Annotated in this window: 14 protein-coding genes and 1 pseudogene; 10 read left to right on the forward strand and 5 right to left on the reverse strand. The window is 70.0% G+C overall.

The annotated features are described in order from the left end of the window. Positions 1-16 precede the first annotated feature (16 nt). The 7 genes and pseudogenes from OHB21_RS24850 to polA all read left to right on the forward strand — a co-directional run bounded on the left by OHB21_RS24850 (position 17) and on the right by polA (position 10,106). On the forward strand, positions 17-1,051 hold the full coding sequence (locus OHB21_RS24850; protein WP_067507125.1) for a branched-chain amino acid ABC transporter permease: 1,035 nt from the start codon (positions 17-19) through the stop codon (positions 1,049-1,051). After that, positions 1,048-2,475: a branched-chain amino acid ABC transporter permease gene (locus OHB21_RS24855; RefSeq protein WP_067507122.1), complete on the forward strand. Its 1,428-nt coding sequence runs from the start codon at positions 1,048-1,050 to the stop codon at positions 2,473-2,475. Before OHB21_RS24850 ends, OHB21_RS24855 begins: the two co-directional genes overlap by 4 nt. Continuing rightward, positions 2,472-3,422, forward strand: a pseudogene (locus OHB21_RS37760) (ABC transporter ATP-binding protein); the annotation flags it as partial. The gene OHB21_RS24855 and the pseudogene OHB21_RS37760, both read left to right, overlap by 4 nt. Positions 3,423-3,686: 264 nt before the next feature. Further along, complete coding sequence (locus OHB21_RS37765; protein WP_228791473.1) at positions 3,687-4,382, forward strand: ABC transporter ATP-binding protein; 696 nt, start codon at positions 3,687-3,689, stop codon at positions 4,380-4,382. A 46-nt stretch (positions 4,383-4,428) separates the two neighbouring features. Beyond that, positions 4,429-6,099 carry a DUF885 domain-containing protein gene (locus OHB21_RS24870; RefSeq protein ID WP_067507120.1) on the forward strand — a complete coding sequence of 557 codons (1,671 nt, stop codon included), beginning with the start codon at positions 4,429-4,431 and terminating at the stop codon, positions 6,097-6,099. 244 nt (positions 6,100-6,343) lie between these two features. Beyond that, on the forward strand, positions 6,344-7,300 hold the full coding sequence (locus tag OHB21_RS24875) for a neutral zinc metallopeptidase (protein ID WP_147265854.1): 957 nt from the start codon (positions 6,344-6,346) through the stop codon (positions 7,298-7,300). A gap of 67 nt (positions 7,301-7,367) precedes the next feature. After that, positions 7,368-10,106, forward strand: a complete 2,739-nt coding sequence (polA, locus tag OHB21_RS24880; protein ID WP_195125834.1) for a DNA polymerase I — start codon at positions 7,368-7,370, stop codon at positions 10,104-10,106. 90 nt (positions 10,107-10,196) lie between these two features. Here polA and OHB21_RS24885 read toward each other — a convergent pair whose 3' ends face one another. Both OHB21_RS24885 and OHB21_RS24890 read right to left on the reverse strand, forming a co-directional pair. Beyond that, positions 10,197-11,387: a DUF4913 domain-containing protein gene (locus OHB21_RS24885; RefSeq protein WP_228791442.1), complete on the reverse strand. Its 1,191-nt coding sequence runs from the start codon at positions 11,385-11,387 to the stop codon at positions 10,197-10,199. 392 nt (positions 11,388-11,779) lie between these two features. Further along, positions 11,780-13,603 (reverse strand): alkyl/aryl-sulfatase, encoded by a 1,824-nt coding sequence (locus OHB21_RS24890; RefSeq protein ID WP_067507202.1) that lies wholly within the window; start codon positions 13,601-13,603, stop codon positions 11,780-11,782. A 172-nt stretch (positions 13,604-13,775) separates the two neighbouring features. Here OHB21_RS24890 and OHB21_RS24895 point away from each other — a divergent pair, with 172 nt between their 5' ends. Further along, a complete protein-coding gene (locus OHB21_RS24895; RefSeq protein WP_232331697.1) occupies positions 13,776-14,771 on the forward strand; it encodes a DUF389 domain-containing protein in 996 nt (331 codons plus the stop codon). A gap of 41 nt (positions 14,772-14,812) precedes the next feature. Here OHB21_RS24895 and OHB21_RS24900 read toward each other — a convergent pair whose 3' ends face one another. From OHB21_RS24900 to OHB21_RS24910, 3 genes are all read right to left on the reverse strand, one after another. Then, a complete protein-coding gene (locus OHB21_RS24900) occupies positions 14,813-15,226 on the reverse strand; it encodes a DUF7144 family membrane protein (RefSeq protein ID WP_067507103.1) in 414 nt (137 codons plus the stop codon). A 198-nt stretch (positions 15,227-15,424) separates the two neighbouring features. Then, positions 15,425-15,601, reverse strand: coding sequence for a hypothetical protein (locus tag OHB21_RS24905; protein ID WP_195125835.1), 177 nt, complete (start codon positions 15,599-15,601; stop codon positions 15,425-15,427). A gap of 42 nt (positions 15,602-15,643) precedes the next feature. After that, complete coding sequence (locus OHB21_RS24910) at positions 15,644-15,781, reverse strand: hypothetical protein (protein WP_157115816.1); 138 nt, start codon at positions 15,779-15,781, stop codon at positions 15,644-15,646. Between the two features lie 395 nt (positions 15,782-16,176). Between OHB21_RS24910 and OHB21_RS24915 the strand changes: the two genes are divergently transcribed. After that, positions 16,177-16,908, forward strand: coding sequence for a TetR/AcrR family transcriptional regulator (locus OHB21_RS24915; protein ID WP_067507100.1), 732 nt, complete (start codon positions 16,177-16,179; stop codon positions 16,906-16,908). Positions 16,909-17,034: 126 nt separating this feature from the next. Continuing rightward, positions 17,035-17,193, forward strand: a complete 159-nt coding sequence (locus OHB21_RS24920; protein ID WP_157115815.1) for a hypothetical protein — start codon at positions 17,035-17,037, stop codon at positions 17,191-17,193. Positions 17,194-17,207: the final 14 nt, after the last annotated feature.

The following is a 17,207-nucleotide window of genomic DNA, read 5'->3' on the forward strand; positions in this document are numbered from 1 at the left end:
TGAGGGCGAACGACGAATGACATCGACAGCTGCGGCGAGCACGGCCTTGTTGGCCAGCTCGATCGAGTTCAACTTCCAGGGCGTGGTCGACCAGTTCTGGCGACTGACCGTGGACGGCGTGACCTATGGATCCATCTACGCGCTGGTCGCGGTGGGTTACACCTTGGTCTACGGCGTGCTGCGGCTCATCAACTTCGCCCATTCGGAAATATTCATGCTGGGCATGTTCGGGCAGCTGGTCGGCCTGATGCTGCTCGGCTTCGCCGCCGGACCCGACGTGTACGACCAGGGCGTGTTCCTGACGGTCGTGTACCTGGGCACGGCGATGATCGTGGGCATGCTCGTCTCCGGCGGCGCGGCGGTCGGCTTGGAGCGGGTGGCGTATCGGCCGCTGCGTAAACGCGGCGCGAAACCGCTGGCCTTCCTGATCACGGCGATCGGCGCGTCGTTCGTGATCCAGCAGTTCGTGCTGTTCGTGCTCCCCAAGATCAACTCGGATCTGGGCGGCCCGAACGCCCAGCAGCCGGTGCGGCTGGTGGAGCAGACCACGCTGTTCAGCTTCGGCGGCGCCGACATCACCAATATCGCGATCCTCATCGTCGCGGCCGCGGTGGTGCTCGCCCTGACCACCGAAATGCTCATCAACAGAACGAAATTCGGCCGCGGTATCCGCGCGGTCGCCCAAGACCCGGACACCGCGACGCTGATGGGCGTCTCGCGGGAACGGGTGATCATGCTGACGTTCCTCATCGGCGGTCTGCTCGCGGGCGCGGCGGCCACGCTGTACGTCATCAAGATCCCGTCCGCGATCATCTACTCCGGCGGGTTCATCCTCGGCATCAAGGCGTTCAGCGCCGCGGTGCTCGGCGGCATCGGCAACCTGCGCGGCGCGCTGCTCGGCGGTCTGCTGCTGGGCGTGGTCGAGCAGTACGGGCAGATGTTCTTCGGCACCCAGTGGCGTGACGTGGTCGCGTTCGTGGTGCTGGTGGTGGTGCTGATGGTGCGCCCGACGGGCATCCTCGGCGAGAGCCTCGGGAGGGCACGAGCATGACCGACACCACCACCGCCATCCCGGCGCCGATCGAACCCAAGCAGCCGCCGCCGCGCGGCGTCGGCGATGCCATCCGTTCCTGGTGGGACGGGCTGAGCAGGCCCGCGCAGTGGGCGGTCGGCGTGCCCGCGATCATCGCGCTCGCGCTGCTGCCGCTGTTCCCGCCGCCGCTGCTGGACACCCCCGGCTACAACTTCGGCCTGGTCATGGCAAAGGTCGCGATGTTCGCGCTCATCGCCATCGGCCTCAACGTCGTGGTCGGGCAGACCGGCCTGCTCGACCTCGGCTACGTAGGCTTCTACGCCGTCGGCGCCTACACGGTCGCGCTGCTCACCAGCCCGAACAGTCCGTGGAACCAGACCGACGGCGGCTGGCTGAACCCGAGCTGGGCGTGGCTGGCCTGCCTGCCCATCGCGATCGTGGTGACCGGCATATCCGGTCTCATCCTCGGGTCACCGGCGCTGCGCGTGCGCGGCGACTACCTGGCCATCGTGACGCTCGGCTTCGGCGAGATCGTGCGCCTCATGGCCGACAACCTGGGCGAGATCACCAACGGCAGCCTCGGCCTGTCCGAGGTCGCCTACCCGCGCATCGGCGAGTCCGAGGCACACCCCAACGGCGTGTTCTCCGCGGGCAACACCGGCGACCCCGACAGCGCGAACCTGTTGGATCGGGCCAGCTACGGCACCTACTGGTACTGGTTCGGCATCGCGCTCGTGGTGATCGTGCTGCTGGTGGTCGGCAACCTCGAGCGCAGCCGGGTGGGCCGCGCGTGGGTGGCCATCCGCGAGGACGAGGACGCCGCCGAGATCATGGGCGTGCCGACCTTCAAGTACAAGCTGTGGGCGTTCCTCATCGGCGCGGCCGTCGGCGGCATCTCCGGCGCGCTCTACGCCGGGCAGGTGCAGTTCGTGAGTCCGTCGCGGTTCGACATCATCAACTCGATGCTGTTCCTCTGCGCGGTCGTCATCGGCGGCCAGGGCAACAAGCTGGGCGTCATCGTCGGCGCGTTCCTGGTGGCCTATCTGCCCGACCGGTTGGCCTCGGTGCGCCTGGTCGACGACGAGACCACCGGCTACATCCTGTTGATCCTGGACGTGGCCGTGTTCATCGGCCTGATGGTCGTGTGGCAGCGGATGGGCCAGAAACTCAGTCCGTGGCCGAGACGCGGGGTGATAGCCGGGCTGGTGTTCACCGGTATCGCGGGCGCCTTGCTGATCGGCAGCGTGCTGCTGTTCCGGATGGGCGGCGCGCAGTCGCTCGGCGACCTCAAGTATCTGTATTTCGGTGTGGCACTGATGGTGATGATGATCCTGCGTCCGCAGGGTCTGTTCCCGGTGCGGCAGAAACTGCTCACCTACGGCAGGCAGGTCTACCAGGCCGTGCGCAAGCCCGAGGTCGAGCCGATCGGAGTGGGCAAATGACGGGGCCGGGCGCGGGTGACGCGCTGTTCGACAACGAGGACATGGCCGCCGGTTACCAGAAGCCGCCGGAGGTCGAGAGCGCGGGCGAGGTCGACGTCACCGCGGTGCTGCCGTCGCTGGCCGACGAGGAGACCGTCGCCGAGGTCGTCGCGCCGCACCGCGAGATCGAGACCGCCGTCGGTGAGCCGCTGCTGCGCACCGAGGGGCTCACGGTCAAGTTCGGCGGCCTCACCGCGCTCGACAACGTGAGCTTCGAGATCCGCCGCGGGGAGATCCTGGGCCTGATCGGGCCGAACGGCGCGGGCAAGACCACCTGCTTCAACGCCATCACCGGCGTGTACCGGCCGACGGCGGGCACGGTGATCTTCGACGGTCAGCCGCTGGGCAAGACCAAGCGCAATGTCATCACCCGCCTCGGCATCGCCCGCACCTTCCAGAACGTGCGGCTGTTCGGGGAGATGACGGCGCTGGAGAACGTGGTGGTGGGCACCGACGCCCGGCACAAGACCTCGGTGCCGGGCGCGATCTTCCGCACCCCGCGCCACCGGGCCGAGGAGCGCGACGCCATCGAGCGCGGTATGGCGCTGCTCGAGTTCGTCGGGATCGCGCCGCGCGCGGTGGAGAAGGCGCGCAACCTCTCCTACGGCGATCAGCGCCGCCTGGAGATCGCCCGCGCGCTGGCCACCGAGCCGAAGCTGCTCTGCCTGGACGAGCCCGCCGCCGGGTTCAATCCGGCCGAGAAGTCGGCGCTGATGGACCTGATCCGCAAGATCCGCGACGACGGCTTCACCGTACTGCTCATCGAGCACGACATGCGGCTGGTCATGGGCGTGACCGACCGGATCGTGGTGCTCGAGTTCGGGCGCAAGATCGCCGACGGGCTGCCCGCGGAGATCCGCGAGGACCCGTCGGTCATCGCGGCGTATCTGGGTGTGCCGGACGAGGAGGCCGAATCCGGTTCGGCGGCTGGGGAATCGGCGGGTGCCGGGAGTGAATCGGCTGGCGCCGAGGGTGATTCGCCCGAGGGCGAATCCGCTTCGGCCGACAGCGAATCGGTGGGTCCTGCCGGCGATTCCGGTACTGCGGACTCCGGCGATCAGCCCTCGAAGCCCACCGGGGGAGCGGTCAGCGTCACGAAGGAACCGTCCACCCCGGAGGAGCCGTCCACCCTCACGGAGAGCACCGGAACCCCGCTGCTCGAAGTCGAGGACATGGTCGTCAACTACGGCAGAATCCAGGCGCTGCACGGGGTTTCGCTGCGCGTGGCCGACGGCGAGCTGGTCACCCTGCTCGGCGCCAACGGCGCGGGCAAGACCACGACCATGCGCGCGCTGTCGGGTCTGCTGCCGCTCACCAAGGGCACCATCAAGTTCGAGGGCCGCGACATCACCAGGATGAAGGCCCACGAACGCGTCGGTGAGGGGCTGATCCAGGCGCCGGAAGGCCGCGGGGTGTTCCCCGGCATGACGGTGCAGGAGAACCTCGACATGGGGTGCTACGGGCGCACATTCGCGCAGAAGGCCGAGTACCGGAGGACGCTGGACTGGGTGCTCGAGCTGTTCCCGCGTCTCCAGGAGCGCCGCAAGCAGGTCGGCGGCACGCTCTCGGGCGGTGAACAGCAGATGCTGGCCATCGGCCGGGCCCTGATGGCGCGCCCGCGCCTGCTGCTGCTGGACGAGCCGTCGATGGGCCTGGCGCCCATGGTGATCCAGCAGATCTTCCGGATCATCGGCGAGATCAACCAGCAGGGCACCACGGTGCTGCTGGTCGAGCAGAACGCCCAGCAGGCGCTGGCCCGCAGCGACCGCGCCTACATCCTGGAGACCGGCGAGGTCACCAAGACCGGTGCGGGCAGGCACTTGCTCACCGACCCCGCGGTGAAGTCGGCCTACCTGGGCGTGGGGTAGCGAAAAGCCGGTGCCGCGGCTCGTCGTCTCGAGGGAAGATGCCCGCATGGACGACGAGCTGCGGACACTGGCCGATCGCTACTGGGACGCGACGCTGGCGGCGGCGCCGAGCCTCGCCACGCTGCTCGGCGACCACCGCTTCGACGACCGCGTCGAGGACCTGTCGGTGGACGCCGAGCGCGCTCATCTCGGCGAACTGCGGGCCGTGCTCGCGCGCGTCGACGCGCTCGACACATCCGGATCGACGCCGCAGGACCGCACCACGCACGCGCTGCTGCGGGGCGAATTGTCCACGGCCGTCGCGCATCTGGAGTGGCGGCCGGTCGAACTCGCGTCCGGCCAGATGGCGGGCGTGCACGCCGAACTGCTCACGGCGGCGCCCCAGATGAGCGCCCCGGAGCCCGAGCACGCCCGCGCGCTGGTGCGGCGGCACCGGCAGTTCGGCACCATGCTCGACCAGGCGACCGCGCGGTTCCGCGACGGACTCGCGGCGGGGCGCACACCGGCGCGGATCGCGATCGAACGCTCGGTGAACCAGCTCGACGGTTACCTCGCCACCGATCCCGCCGCCGACCCGTTCGTCACGCCGGCCGGGCCGCCGAACTGGGACGGGGAAGCGCAGTGGCGCGCCGAATTGGCCGAAGTGTCCGCCGAGGTGATCCGGCCCGCCCTCGCTCGCTACCGAGCCGTACTGGCCGGCGAACTGTTGCCCGCCGCGCGTCCCGATGAGCGTCCCGGTCTGTGCTGGCTCGGTGACGACGGCACCGACATCTACGAGCGTCAGCTGCGCCGCCACACCACCCTGTCCGACCTGGGACCGGAGCGGATCCACGAACTCGGCCTCTCCGAGATCGACTCGCTGCGTGCGGAATACGCGGCGATCGGTACGCGCGTGTTCGGCACCTCCGAGCAAGCCGAGATCTTCGCCAGGCTGCGCGAGGATCCGGACCTGCGCTACGTCAGCGGTGACGAGATCATGGCCGACGCCCGCCGCTGCCTCGCCGCCGCGGGCGCGGAGATGGGCGACTGGTTCGGGCGGTTGCCGAAGCAGGACTGCGAGATCGTCGCCGTCCCCGACTTCCTGGCCGCCGACACGCCCGCCGCCTACTACTTCCCGCCCGCCGCCGACGGATCGCGCCCCGGAACCTATTTCGTGAATCTGCACGAACCCACCGACCGGGGCCGCTTCGAAACCGCCGCCGTGGCGTATCACGAGGCGATCCCCGGCCATCATCTGCAACTCACCATCGCGACCGAACTCGAGCACCTGCCGCGTTTCCAGCGCCAGTCTTTCGCCAACACCGCGTTCGTGGAGGGCTGGGCGCTCTACACCGAACGCCTGGCCGACGAAATGGGTTTGTACGAGGACGATCTCGCGCGCATGGGCATGCTCGCCGCCGATTCGTGGCGCTCCTGCCGGCTGGTCGTGGACACCGGCCTGCACGCGATGGGCTGGAGCAGGCAGCGGGCCATCGACTTCATGGTCGCGAACACGCCGGTCGGGCTCGGCGAGATCACCGTCGAGGTCGACCGCTACATCGCCATGCCGGGACAGGCGGTGAGCTACAAGGTCGGCCAGCTGGAGATCCGCGCACAGCGGGCGGCGGCGCGCGAGCGGCTGGGCGCGGCGTTCGACATCAAGGCGTTCCACGACGCGGTGCTGGGCTCGGGATCGGTGAGCCTGCCGGTGCTGAGGGAACTGGTCGCCGCGCTCTGACGGTGTCGGCGGCGCACGGTGGTGATCCGGGTGTGGCCGGGCGAGGTGCGTGCGGTCCGCACGGGGGTGATCCGGGTGGGACGGCCGCCGGCGTTGCGCGGTCCGGCAGCGGCGGCGCGATCCCGTGCGCCGCGCGGCCCCCGGTCAGCGCACTGATCCGGACGTAGGAGTTGCGGGCCCGGGGTTCGTCCGGTTCCATATATGAAGTTTGACGCCTGACATCGGGGGGAACATGAACAGGCCGTTGACGATTCGATGGCGCAGACCCGGGCGCCCCGGGGCGCTGGTGTGGGCGGTGTGCGCCGTGGTGGGGCTGGTCGTGGCCGTGAGTGTGGTGGTGCGCGACGGCGGTCCGCCCGAGGCCGACGCGCTCGCGGCGTCGCTCGGCTCGGCCGCCGCGCAGTCCTCGGGTCCCGGTTTCCCCGGTGTGGTGTCGGATTCGGCCCCGCCCGTGGGCGACGCCGCACCGGCCGCCCCGCACGCGCCGCTGGCCGGTCCGGACGGCACCGGGGCCGCGCCCACCCGTCCGGTGTACGCGCTGGCCGACCATCCGCTCTTCGCCCAGCACGCCGGGCTCGGCCGCGTCGACTGCGCGCTGCCCGCGTGGCGCGACACCTCCGGCGCGGCGCAGGCCTTCTACACCGCGGCGCTCACCTGTCTGGACGCCGCGTGGGAACCGGCGCTGCGCGGGGCGGGCCTGCCGTTCCGCGCCCCGCGCCTGAACGTGCCCAACTCCGCCGAGGTGGCGCGCGCCTCGTGCGGCGCGGACCGGCCCGAGGCCTTCTACTGCGCGGTGAGCGAGACCATCGTCATCCCGCTCGACGCGTCCCGTCCGACGGTCGCCGGTTCGCGGCGCGGCGCGCAGCTGGCGCTGCTCGCCCACGAGTACGCCCATCACGTCCAGAACCTCATCGGCGTCGACCGCGCCTACCGGGACCACCGCACCGACCTCGGCTGGGAGGGCGGCGAGGGCGCGCTGCTCGGCCGCAGGCTGGAACTGCAGGCGGGCTGCTTCGCCGGCATGTTCTTCGGCGTCAACGACGGCCGCGGCGACCTGGACCGCCCGACCTGGCAGGAGGCGGCGCGCCACACCCGCGGCGCGCGCGACGACAACGCGTGGGGCTGGTGGAAGTGGGGCTCGGACAAGGGCGACGCCTTCGAGTGCAACACCTGGTACGCGGCCGAGCAGAACGTGGCGTGACCGGCGCGGCACACCGGTGCGGCGGCGGCGTTCCGGCTTGTCGGTGCCGGTCCCTACACTCTGGTGGGTGAGCTCACCCACAACCGCCTCGCGTCCCACCGCCGCCTCCGGCGCCTCCGGCTCGGGGGACCGGCCGACCCTGCTGTTGCTGGACGGGCATTCGCTCGCCTACCGCGCGTTCTTCGCGCTGCCCGCGGAGAACTTCAAGACCGTCACCGGCCAGACCACCAACGCCGTGTACGGCTTCACCGCCATGCTCATCAACCTGCTGCGCGACGAGAAGCCCACGCACGTCGCGGCCGCGTTCGACGTGTCGCGCAAGACGTTCCGCACCGAGGCCTACCCGGAGTACAAGGCGAACCGCTCGCAGACGCCCGACGAGTTCCGCGGCCAGGTGGAGCTCACCAAGGACGTGCTCGGCGCGCTCGGCATCCCCGTCATGGCCATCGACGGGTTCGAGGCCGACGACGTGATCGCCACGCTCACCACCCAGGCCGTGCCCGAGGGCTTCCGCGTGCTCATCGTCACCGGCGACCGCGACTCCATCCAGCTGGTCACCGACGACGTCACCGTGCTCTACCCGCGCAAGGGCGTCTCCGACCTCACCCGGTTCACCCCCGAGGAGGTCATGACCAAATACGGGCTCACCCCGGCCCAGTACCCCGACTACGCGGCGCTGCGCGGCGACCCGAGCGACAACCTGCCCGGCATCCCGGGGGTGGGCGAGAAGACCGCCGCCAAATGGATCCGTGAGTACGGGGACCTGACGAATCTGGTGGACAAGGTCGACCAGGTGAAGGGCAAGGTCGGCGACGCGCTGCGCGCCAACCTGAGCAGCGTGGTGCTCAACCGCCAGCTCACCGAGATGGTCAAGGACGTGCCGCTGCCGTACACGCCGGAGCAGCTGGCGCAGGGACCGTGGGACCGGGAGAAGATCCACCAGCTCTTCGACGACCTCGAATTCCGCGTGCTGCGCGACCGGCTGTTCGAGACGCTGGCCCCGCCGGAGCCCGAGGCCGAGTCCGGTTTCGAGATCTCCGGTGGCGCGCTGGCCGTGGGCGCGGTCGCCGAATGGCTCGCCGAGCACGCGAAAGCCGGTGCGCGCCACGGTGTCTCGGTGGTCGGCACCGGTACGCCGGTGCACGGCGACGTGAAGGCGCTGGCCATCGCCGCCGCCGACGGGGAGAGCGGCTACATCGACGTCACAGTCCTCACGCCCGAGGACGAGGCGGCGCTCGGCGCGTGGCTGGCCGATCCCGCCGTGCCCAAGGCGCTGCACGAGGCGAAGGCCGCCGGGCACGCGCTGCGCGGGCGCGGCTGGACCCTGGCGGGCCTGACCTCCGACACCGCGCTGGCCGCGTATCTGGTGCGCCCCGGCCAGCGCAGCTTCAACCTCGACGATCTCTCGCTGCGCTACCTGCACCGCGAGCTGCGCGCGGAGACCGAGGCCGAACCGCAGCTGTCGCTGCTGGACGACGAGGAGACCGTCGACGCCGAGGTGGCCAGGGGCGAGATGCTGCGCGCCCGCGCCGTCCTGGACCTGGCGGCCGCCCTGGACGAGGAACTGGAGCGCATCGAGTCGACCGCGCTGCTCACCGATATGGAGCTGCCGCTGCTGGGTGTGCTGGCCACGCTCGAGGAGGCGGGCATCGCCGTCGACGTGCCGCAGCTCGAGTCGCTGCAACGCCGTTTCGCCGACAAGGTCGGCGAGGCCGCCGAGGCCGCCTACGGCGTGATCGGCAAGCAGATCAACCTGGGGTCGCCGAAGCAGTTGCAGGTGGTGCTGTTCGACGAGCTCGACATGCCGAAGACCAAGCGCACCAAGACCGGGTACACCACCGACGCCGACGCGCTCGAGTCGCTGTTCGAGAAGACCCAGCACCCGTTCCTCGAACATCTGCTCGCGCACCGCGACGCCACCCGCCTGAAGGTCACCGTGGACGGCCTGCTCAAGTCGGTCGCCGACGACGGCCGTATCCACACCACCTTCAACCAGACCATCGCCGCCACCGGACGGCTCTCCTCCACCGAGCCGAACCTCCAGAACATCCCGATCCGCACCGACACCGGTCGCGAGATCCGCGACACCTTCGTCGTCGGCGCCGGCTACGCCGAACTGATGACCGCCGACTACAGCCAGATCGAGATGCGCATCATGGCGCACCTGTCCGGCGACGAGGGGCTGATCGAGGCGTTCAACTCCGGCGAGGACCTGCACACCTTCGTCGCCTCCAAGGCGTTCGACATCCCGCTGGCCGAGGTCACCCCAGAGCTGCGCCGCCGCATCAAGGCCATGTCCTACGGCCTCGCCTACGGTCTGAGCTCCTACGGCCTGTCGGCCCAGCTCAAGATCAGCACCACCGAGGCCAAGGAGCAGATGGACATCTACTTCTCGCGCTTCGGCCGCATCCGCGACTACCTGTACGAGGTGGTCGAACAGGCGCGCAAGGTCGGCTACACCGAAACCCTGTTCGGCCGCCGCCGCTACCTGCCCGACCTGGACTCCAGCAACCGCCAACGCCGCGAGGCCGCCGAGCGCATGGCCCTGAACGCCCCCATCCAGGGCACCGCCGCCGACATCATCAAGGTCGCGATGATCAACGTGCACAACGCGATCCGCGCGGCGAACCTGCGCTCCCGCATGCTCCTCCAGATCCACGACGAGCTGGTGTTCGAAGTAGCCGACGGCGAGCGCGAGGCCCTGGAATCCCTCGCCCGCGAGAACATGTCCTCGGCCATCGCCCTCTCCGTCCCCCTGGACGTGTCCGTGGGCACGGGCCGCAGCTGGGACTCCGCGGCGCACTAGACCGAGACGGCTCCGGGTCGGTCCCCGGAGCCGCCGCGCTCGCTCGAAATACGCGGTGGAACGGGCGCTTTCGCCTCACGGCAGGTTGGTTCAGCGTGTCGGTTGCTCCGGCGGCCGCGTAGCGGTGCTGTGCCCGGTGCTGTCGGACTTCGAATCCCTTGGGGGCCCGTCGAAGGGGTCATTCCAGGACGCAGGGGTCGGTGGGGTGAGCGGCAACGGGTTGAGTGCGTGGCCGTGGCCGGTGCGTGCGCTACAGAACTTGAACGTGCCGCGCCGGTCGAACAGTTGGCGCATGTGCGGGTCGACGTGATCCAGGAGCCAGGTGCTCACGCCGGTCTCCTCGTTCGAGCGGTGGCGGTCCCAGGCGCGCCGCAGGGAATCGAGGCGTGTCACCGCTTCGGCGTGCATCCACCACCGGGGGCACCATACGGTGTCGCCGCTGTCGAACACCTGTCGACGGTACACCTGGCTCAGATACTTCTCGACGAATTCGGCGACGTCGTCGTAGGCCGATGTCGGCACCGCGGCAACGGGAATGTTCGTTTCCGATGCGTCCGCGACGGTTTCGGGCTCGGCGTGAGCGACCAGGAACATCTCCGGCGGCGGCGCCTCCACCGGCAGGGGCCTGAGCCGGTCCTGGTGGCCGGTGTGCAGGTGGCAGTATCGGAACGGACCGTATCGGTCGAGCAGCGTATTCATATGCGGGTCCGCGTGATCCAGCAGCCAGACGCTCATGCCGGGTCCACCCGTCGAGCGAAAGTGCTCCCAGGATTGCCGCATCGCCTCCAGCCGCGCCACGGCTTCGGCGTGCTTCCACCATTCGGGGCACCACCGGGTGCCGGCATCGGTGATGCGTTCCCGATACACCGGGATCAGATAGTCCACGCCGAATCTTATTGCGCCGGTGTGGATGTGGTCCTGTTCCGCATCAGGAGGGGGTGGTTTCGGCGGCACCGGCGCATCCTGGTGGCTGCCCCGGATGCCGCACAGCTTGAACGGACCCGCCCGATCGAGCAGTGCGGCCATGTGCGCGTCGGCGTGGTCCAGGAACCAGAGGCTGAGTCCCTGCGTGCGATCGTGGCGGTAGTACTCCCAGGAGCGCCACATCGCGTCCAGCCGAACGGCGGCCTCGGCATGCCGGTACCACTCGGCGCACCAGGCGGCCTCGCCGGCATCCCCGACTTTGCGCCGGTAGACCGGGCTCAGATAACCCTCGACCCACGCCATCAGATCGCCGAAGATGTCCGAATCCTGCTCCCGCACAGCGCTCGACCTCCCCATGCCCCGAACGGACACCTCTCGGACAAGTATGCCGGGCAACCGAACTCGGCGATACCGCGTGTTCTCCCGGCCCGGCCGTGGGTTGCCAGGCGCGGTGGCATCCGACCGGCGACCCCGCGCCACCGACGCGGTAGATCACGAACTCGTCGTCGTGAGGGGTAGGTCGAGTCGGGTGACCTGCCGATCGAGGGGCGCCAGGGCCGCGTAGGAGGAGTCGCTCGCCGCCGCCCTGCCGAACGCCGAAATCGCCTGGGTGGACGACAGTTACACGCTGATCCCGCTCGACCAGCCCGCCGCGCTCGCCCGCCGCCTTCGTGACTTCGTGCTCGCGCGGTCGGCATCGGGGTGAGGTCCCGTGGCGCCGGGAACATCCCCTCGCCGGTGATCGGCCTTCACGGCGTGACGATATCGAACCGCGGATCCGGCGTCTCCAGCAGCGACAGCAAGGTACTGAGCAGCTTCTCGTCCCCTTCGACCTCGATCCCGTCCATCCCCTGACCCGTCAGCGCCGCGACCAGGCTCGCTTTGGTGAGCGTGAGCGTGACGTCAGGATCGCCACGCAGGGGAGCGTTCGGGCTCGCCGTGCGGTGGGTGAGCGCGCCGTGGGAAAGCCGCAGGCGCACAACGCGATTCTCGTCGGTGAGATGCCAGTCCATGACGAATCCGGTGTCGGCGGCGCGGGGCCCGTCGATGCGCACGGCCATGGAGTCGATGATCATGTCGACGGTCAGCGCCATCATCATGGCGGGATCGGTGGTGTCGATATCGACCGGCGTGGGCCCGGAACGCAATTCGGCCGCGCCGACGAGATAGAAGTTGCGCCAGGGGCCGTTCTCGGCGCCGTGGCCGAGCTGATCGTAGACGTCGGCCAGCGCCCGGCGGGCGCCCTCGTTGCCCGGTTCGGCGAACACCGCGTGATTGAGCAGGGTCGCCGCGAATCGTGGGTCGCCGCCGCGCGCGTACTCGGTGGCCTTGTCGATCACCGCCGGGATCCCGCCGTAGTCGGCGACGTATCGCCGCGCCGTCTCGACGGGCGGGTGCTCCCACAGGTGGGCGGGGTTGCCGTCGAACCACCCCATATACCGCTGATAGACGGCTTTCACGTTGTGACTCAACGAGCCGTAGTAGCCGCGGTTGGCCCACAGTGCGTCCAGCGCGGGCGGCAAGGTCAGCTGTTCGGCGATCTCGGGACCGGTGAGGCCGCGGTTGGTCAGGCGCAGGGTCTGGTCGTGCAGGTAGGCGTACATATCGCGTTGTCCGGCAAGCCATTGCGTCCACTCCCGCTGCCCCCACGTGGGCCAGTGGTGCGAGGCGAACGCGACGTCGGCGTGGTCGGCGAACAGCGCGATCGCCTCGTCGAGGTAGGCGGCCCACACCCGGGAGTCGCGCACCAGCGCGCCGCGCAGGGTGAGCACGTTGTGCATGTTGTGGGTCGCGTTCTCCGCCGTGCAGAGCGCGCGCCGGTCGGGGAACAGGAAGTTCATCTCGGCGGGGGCCTCCGTGCCGGGCGTGAGCTGGAAGACGATGCGCACGCCGTCGATCTCCTCCTCCTGCCCGGTGCGGGTGATGTCGAGGGTGGGCGGGATCAGCGTGACGGTGCCCGTCGAGGTGGTCATCCCGAGGCCGCATCCGATCTGGCCGTCGGGCGCCTTCGCCAGTCCCGCGCCGTACATGAAGATCGCCCGGCGGGTCATCGCGTTGCCCGCGTACACGTTCTCGCTGGCCGCGTGCTCGAGGAAGCCCGCGGGCGCCACGATCGGCACGGGCGCGTGCCCCTCCGGGACCACGCCGCGCGCGCCGCCGAAGTGATCGGCGTGCGAGTGCGTGTAGATCAAGCCGGTGACCGGCCGGTCGCCCCGGTGCCGCCGGTAGAGATCCAGCGCGGCGGCGGCGGTCTCGGCGGAGATGAGCGGATCGATCACGATGACGCCCTCGCGCCCCTCGACCAGCGTCATGTTCGACAGATCGAGGTTGCGCACCTGGTAGATGCCCTCGGTCACCTCGAACAGTCCCTGCTCGTTGCACAGTTGCGCCTGTCGCCACAGGCTCGGGTTGGCGGTGGGCGGACAGTCCCCGGTGAGGAAGTCGTAGGCCCGCACGTCCCAGATCACGCGCCCATCGGCGGCGGTGATCGCCGGGGGGTCGAAGCGCGCGACCAACCCTCTGGTGGCGTTGGCGAAATCGGTGGTGTCGCCGTAGTCCAGATTCGCGGTCATCGCTGTCTCCTGTTCGAGTGTCGGGACGCTGCGCTGCTCCGTCCGCGTGCGGCGCGCCGGCGCCCGGACCGCGCGGGACCTGGTCCGGGCTCACGCTACGACCGGGCACGCGCTCCGGGATCACCTCTCACGGGTGATTTCGCGGCCGGTGGGTCCCGGCACGATGAAGTCCGTGAGCAGCCGCACCGAGGGATGGCGCGCGACGCGGAATCTGATTCCGCCGGGTCAGCGCCGCACGCTGGACGAGCTGACCGATCGCCTCGACCTCGCCGCAGGCGACACCCGGGCCAAACGGTCGGCCTTCTGGATCATGCTGGTGCTGTCGGCGGTGATCGCGATCTCGGGGGTGATCGGGGACTCGACGGCGACCGTGATCGGCGCGATGATCGTCGCGCCGCTTTCGGTGCCGATCCTGGGCGTGGGGCTCGGCATCGCCACCGGCCGCGCGTCGCTGATCGGCCGGAGCATCCTGCTGGTGGTCGCGGGGGTCCTGCTCGTGGTCGCGTTGGGCGTCCTGATGGCGCAGTTCCTGCCGAATCCGGTGCACGTGCTGTCGAACGCGCAGGTCCTCGGCCGGACCTCGCCGAAACTGATGGACCTCACCGCGGCGATCGCCACCGGACTCGTCGCGGCGGTCGCGGCCACCCGCCGCGACGTCGGCGATGTGCTGCCCGGCGTCGCGATCGCGATCTCGCTGGTGCCGCCGCTGGGCGTGGTGGGGGTGTGCCTCGGCTCGGGGGCGCCCGCGCTGGCGGTCGGCGCGTTCGTGCTGTTCGCGTCGAACGCCGTCGCGATGATCATCACCACCACGGTGGTGCTGGTGGTCGCCGGCTATCCGGGCGAGGCGGGTGCGGGCACGGCGCGGCGTGGACGGGCGTACGCGGTGCTGGCGGCGGCGTTGGTGCTGGTCGCCGTGCCGATGGTGCTGAATTCGCTGTCGACGCTGTGGGCGAGCCAGATCGCCGACGCCGCCCGCGACTGGTTGCGCGAGGCGCCCGGCGCGGAGGTCGTCGACGTGACGCTGTCCGGTGACACGGCCACCGTGTCGATCCTCGGACCCGAACCGCTGCCCCCGCTCGCCGACCTGCAAGGCGCGGTCGACGATCTGGTGCCGTGGGACCCCACGGTCGTGATCGTGCACACCGTGGGGCGGCGGGTCGGCGGGTGAGCTCACCCGATCCGGGTGAGTCCGGGCCGCGCCGGGGGGGACTACATCTGATCCGGTCGCCAGGTGGACAGCGCCCAGATCACCACGACGTCGAGCACGATCACGGTGACCGACCACCACGGGTAGTAGGGCAGCCACAGGAAATTCCCGACGATCGAGAGCGCCGCGAGCACGATCGCGATCACCCGCGCCCACGCCCGGCCCACCAGCAGCCCGGCGGCCGTCAGGATGAACAGCCCGCCGAGCGCCACATGAATCCAGCCCCACGTGGTGACGTCGAACCGGTACAGGTACCGAGGCGCCGCCGTGAAGATCCGGTCGTCCGCGACCGCCGAGATCCCCTGGAACAGTGACAGCAATCCGGCCGCCAGCAGGAACGACGCCGCCATGACCGAGACGACGGCCGCGATGCCTCGCCCCACGGGCTGCTGCTGAGGTTGCGCCGCATACGCCATGATCAGCCTTTCACCGAGGAACGGGTAGACCTCGCAGCCTCCCAGCCCCGGACGGCCCCCACCTCATCCGGCGCGGATGAAATCGGGGATCGCGGCGGGTCAGGGCGTTCCTTCCTGGATCGAGCCGTAGCGGTCAGCTGTCCTGTATACATACCGGCTCCGGCCACCTGGGATCGCGGTTCGACGCGGCCCTTCGGTTCACTGTCGCGCCTGAGCCTGGGTCAGGAAGGCCGTGTTCAGTGACCGCGCGAAGAAGGCGGAGTCGGCGGTGATGCCCCGGCCCACGTTCTGGTTGTGCTGGATCCATTCGGCTTCGCGCACCAGGAAGGTCGTGAGTTCGTCGTCGAGACGGGTGTAGTCGTAGTTCGCCCACATCCGGGCGAGTAGCGCGGGGCTCGTGCTCGGCGCTCGGGAGGACTACCGCGCGCCCTGCTTCGCCTCGTCCGTGCGCGGGCTCAAGAAGGTGGGGCGGTGGTGATCGCGCGCCGTCGCCGTGTAGGGCTCGGGCGGGGTGGGGACGTGGCTGAACAAGGTGGTCTCGTCGTGTTCGTTCACGGTGAGTCCTTTCGGTATGGCGATTCGTGTCGCCGACTAGGTGGCCGCTCAGGGCCGGTTCGGATGCGCGGGGCATTCGAGGTGCTCCGCGGTGTGGTGCGTGTCCGCGCGGGGCGCGGAGGTGGGTCATGGTTCCCGAGGTGGTCCCCGGGTCGGCGCTGCTACGGGATTCGGCAGTGCGCTAGTCGCCCGCACGGCGATGGCGTGCGCAGTGTGGCGGGCCGGGCCGTGATATCGCTGATCCGCGGTGGAAACGAGGCGTGTATCCCCACTCGCCCCGGTCCGCGTTCCCCGTGACCGCTCGCGTCCACGCGGCGCGGTCGACGGCTCCAGTAGACACTGCTCGGCGGCGTATGTCAACGTTGTAGATCTACAACAGGAGGTAGCGCGCACCCATGGGCCAGACCGAATCGCCGAGCACATCCGTGTCGTCCGCCCGCCGTGGCGACAAGCGCGCCGCCCGTCGCCCGGTCACCCGCGACGCCGTGCTGGCCACCGCGCTGCGCCTCATCGACCGCGACGGCGTCGACGGTCTGTCGATGCGCAGGCTGGCCGAGGCCGTGGACCGCGATCCGATGGTGATCTACCGGCACCTGCCCAACAAGGCGGCGGTGCTCGACGGCGTCGCCGAACTGGTGCTGGCGGATCTGACGGTCGACGTGGACGATCCGGACTGGGCGCACCAATTGCGCGTCGTGGCAAGGGAATTCCGGCGACTGGCGCTCGCGCACCCGAACGTGGTGCCGCTGCTGGTCACCCGGCCGCTCGGCACGCCGCTGGGATTGCGGCCGCCGTCGGTGACCCGGCCCCTCGAGGGGGTGCTCACCCTGCTCGTGCGCGCGGGCTTCGAGGACGCGGCGGCGTTGCACGTCTACCGCACCCTGTTCGCGTTCCTGTACGGACACATCCTCAACGAGTTGCAGGAGGTCGTGGAGAAGCCCGAGGAGACCGACGAGGTGCTGCGGCTCGGCCTGTACCGGCTGCCGCTGGCGGAGTTCCCGACGGTGCGCAAACTCGCACCCGTGCTCGCCGTGTACGACGGCGCGGCGGAGCTCGAACGCGGCCTCGACATCCTGCTGACCGGCCTGAACGCCACGATTCCGGTCCGGGGCGCCCGGCGCCGGTAGCGGCGTCAACGTGGTTCGTCTACGCTGTTGACATGAGGGCGGTCGTGGCAGGTGCCACGACCGACGCGCATGCCGCCCCGGCCGATGCTCACCGCCGATCGCGCGCTCGCAGGACAGGAGCATCCGATGGGTATCGCCTTCGTACGCAGGATCTTCCACTCGTTCGGTGCCCGGTTGCGCGCATTGTTCGCCGCACCCGACGAGGAAAGCCGTGCCCGCGCCGACCGCGCGGGCAGACCGCCGTTCGGCGGACGACGCACCGGGGCCGCCCCGCGCGGCCGTTGACGCCACCGCACCCG

This window comes from Nocardia puris, from assembly GCF_036051655.1.
Taxonomy (GTDB): Bacteria; Actinomycetota; Actinomycetes; order Mycobacteriales; family Mycobacteriaceae; genus Nocardia; species Nocardia puris.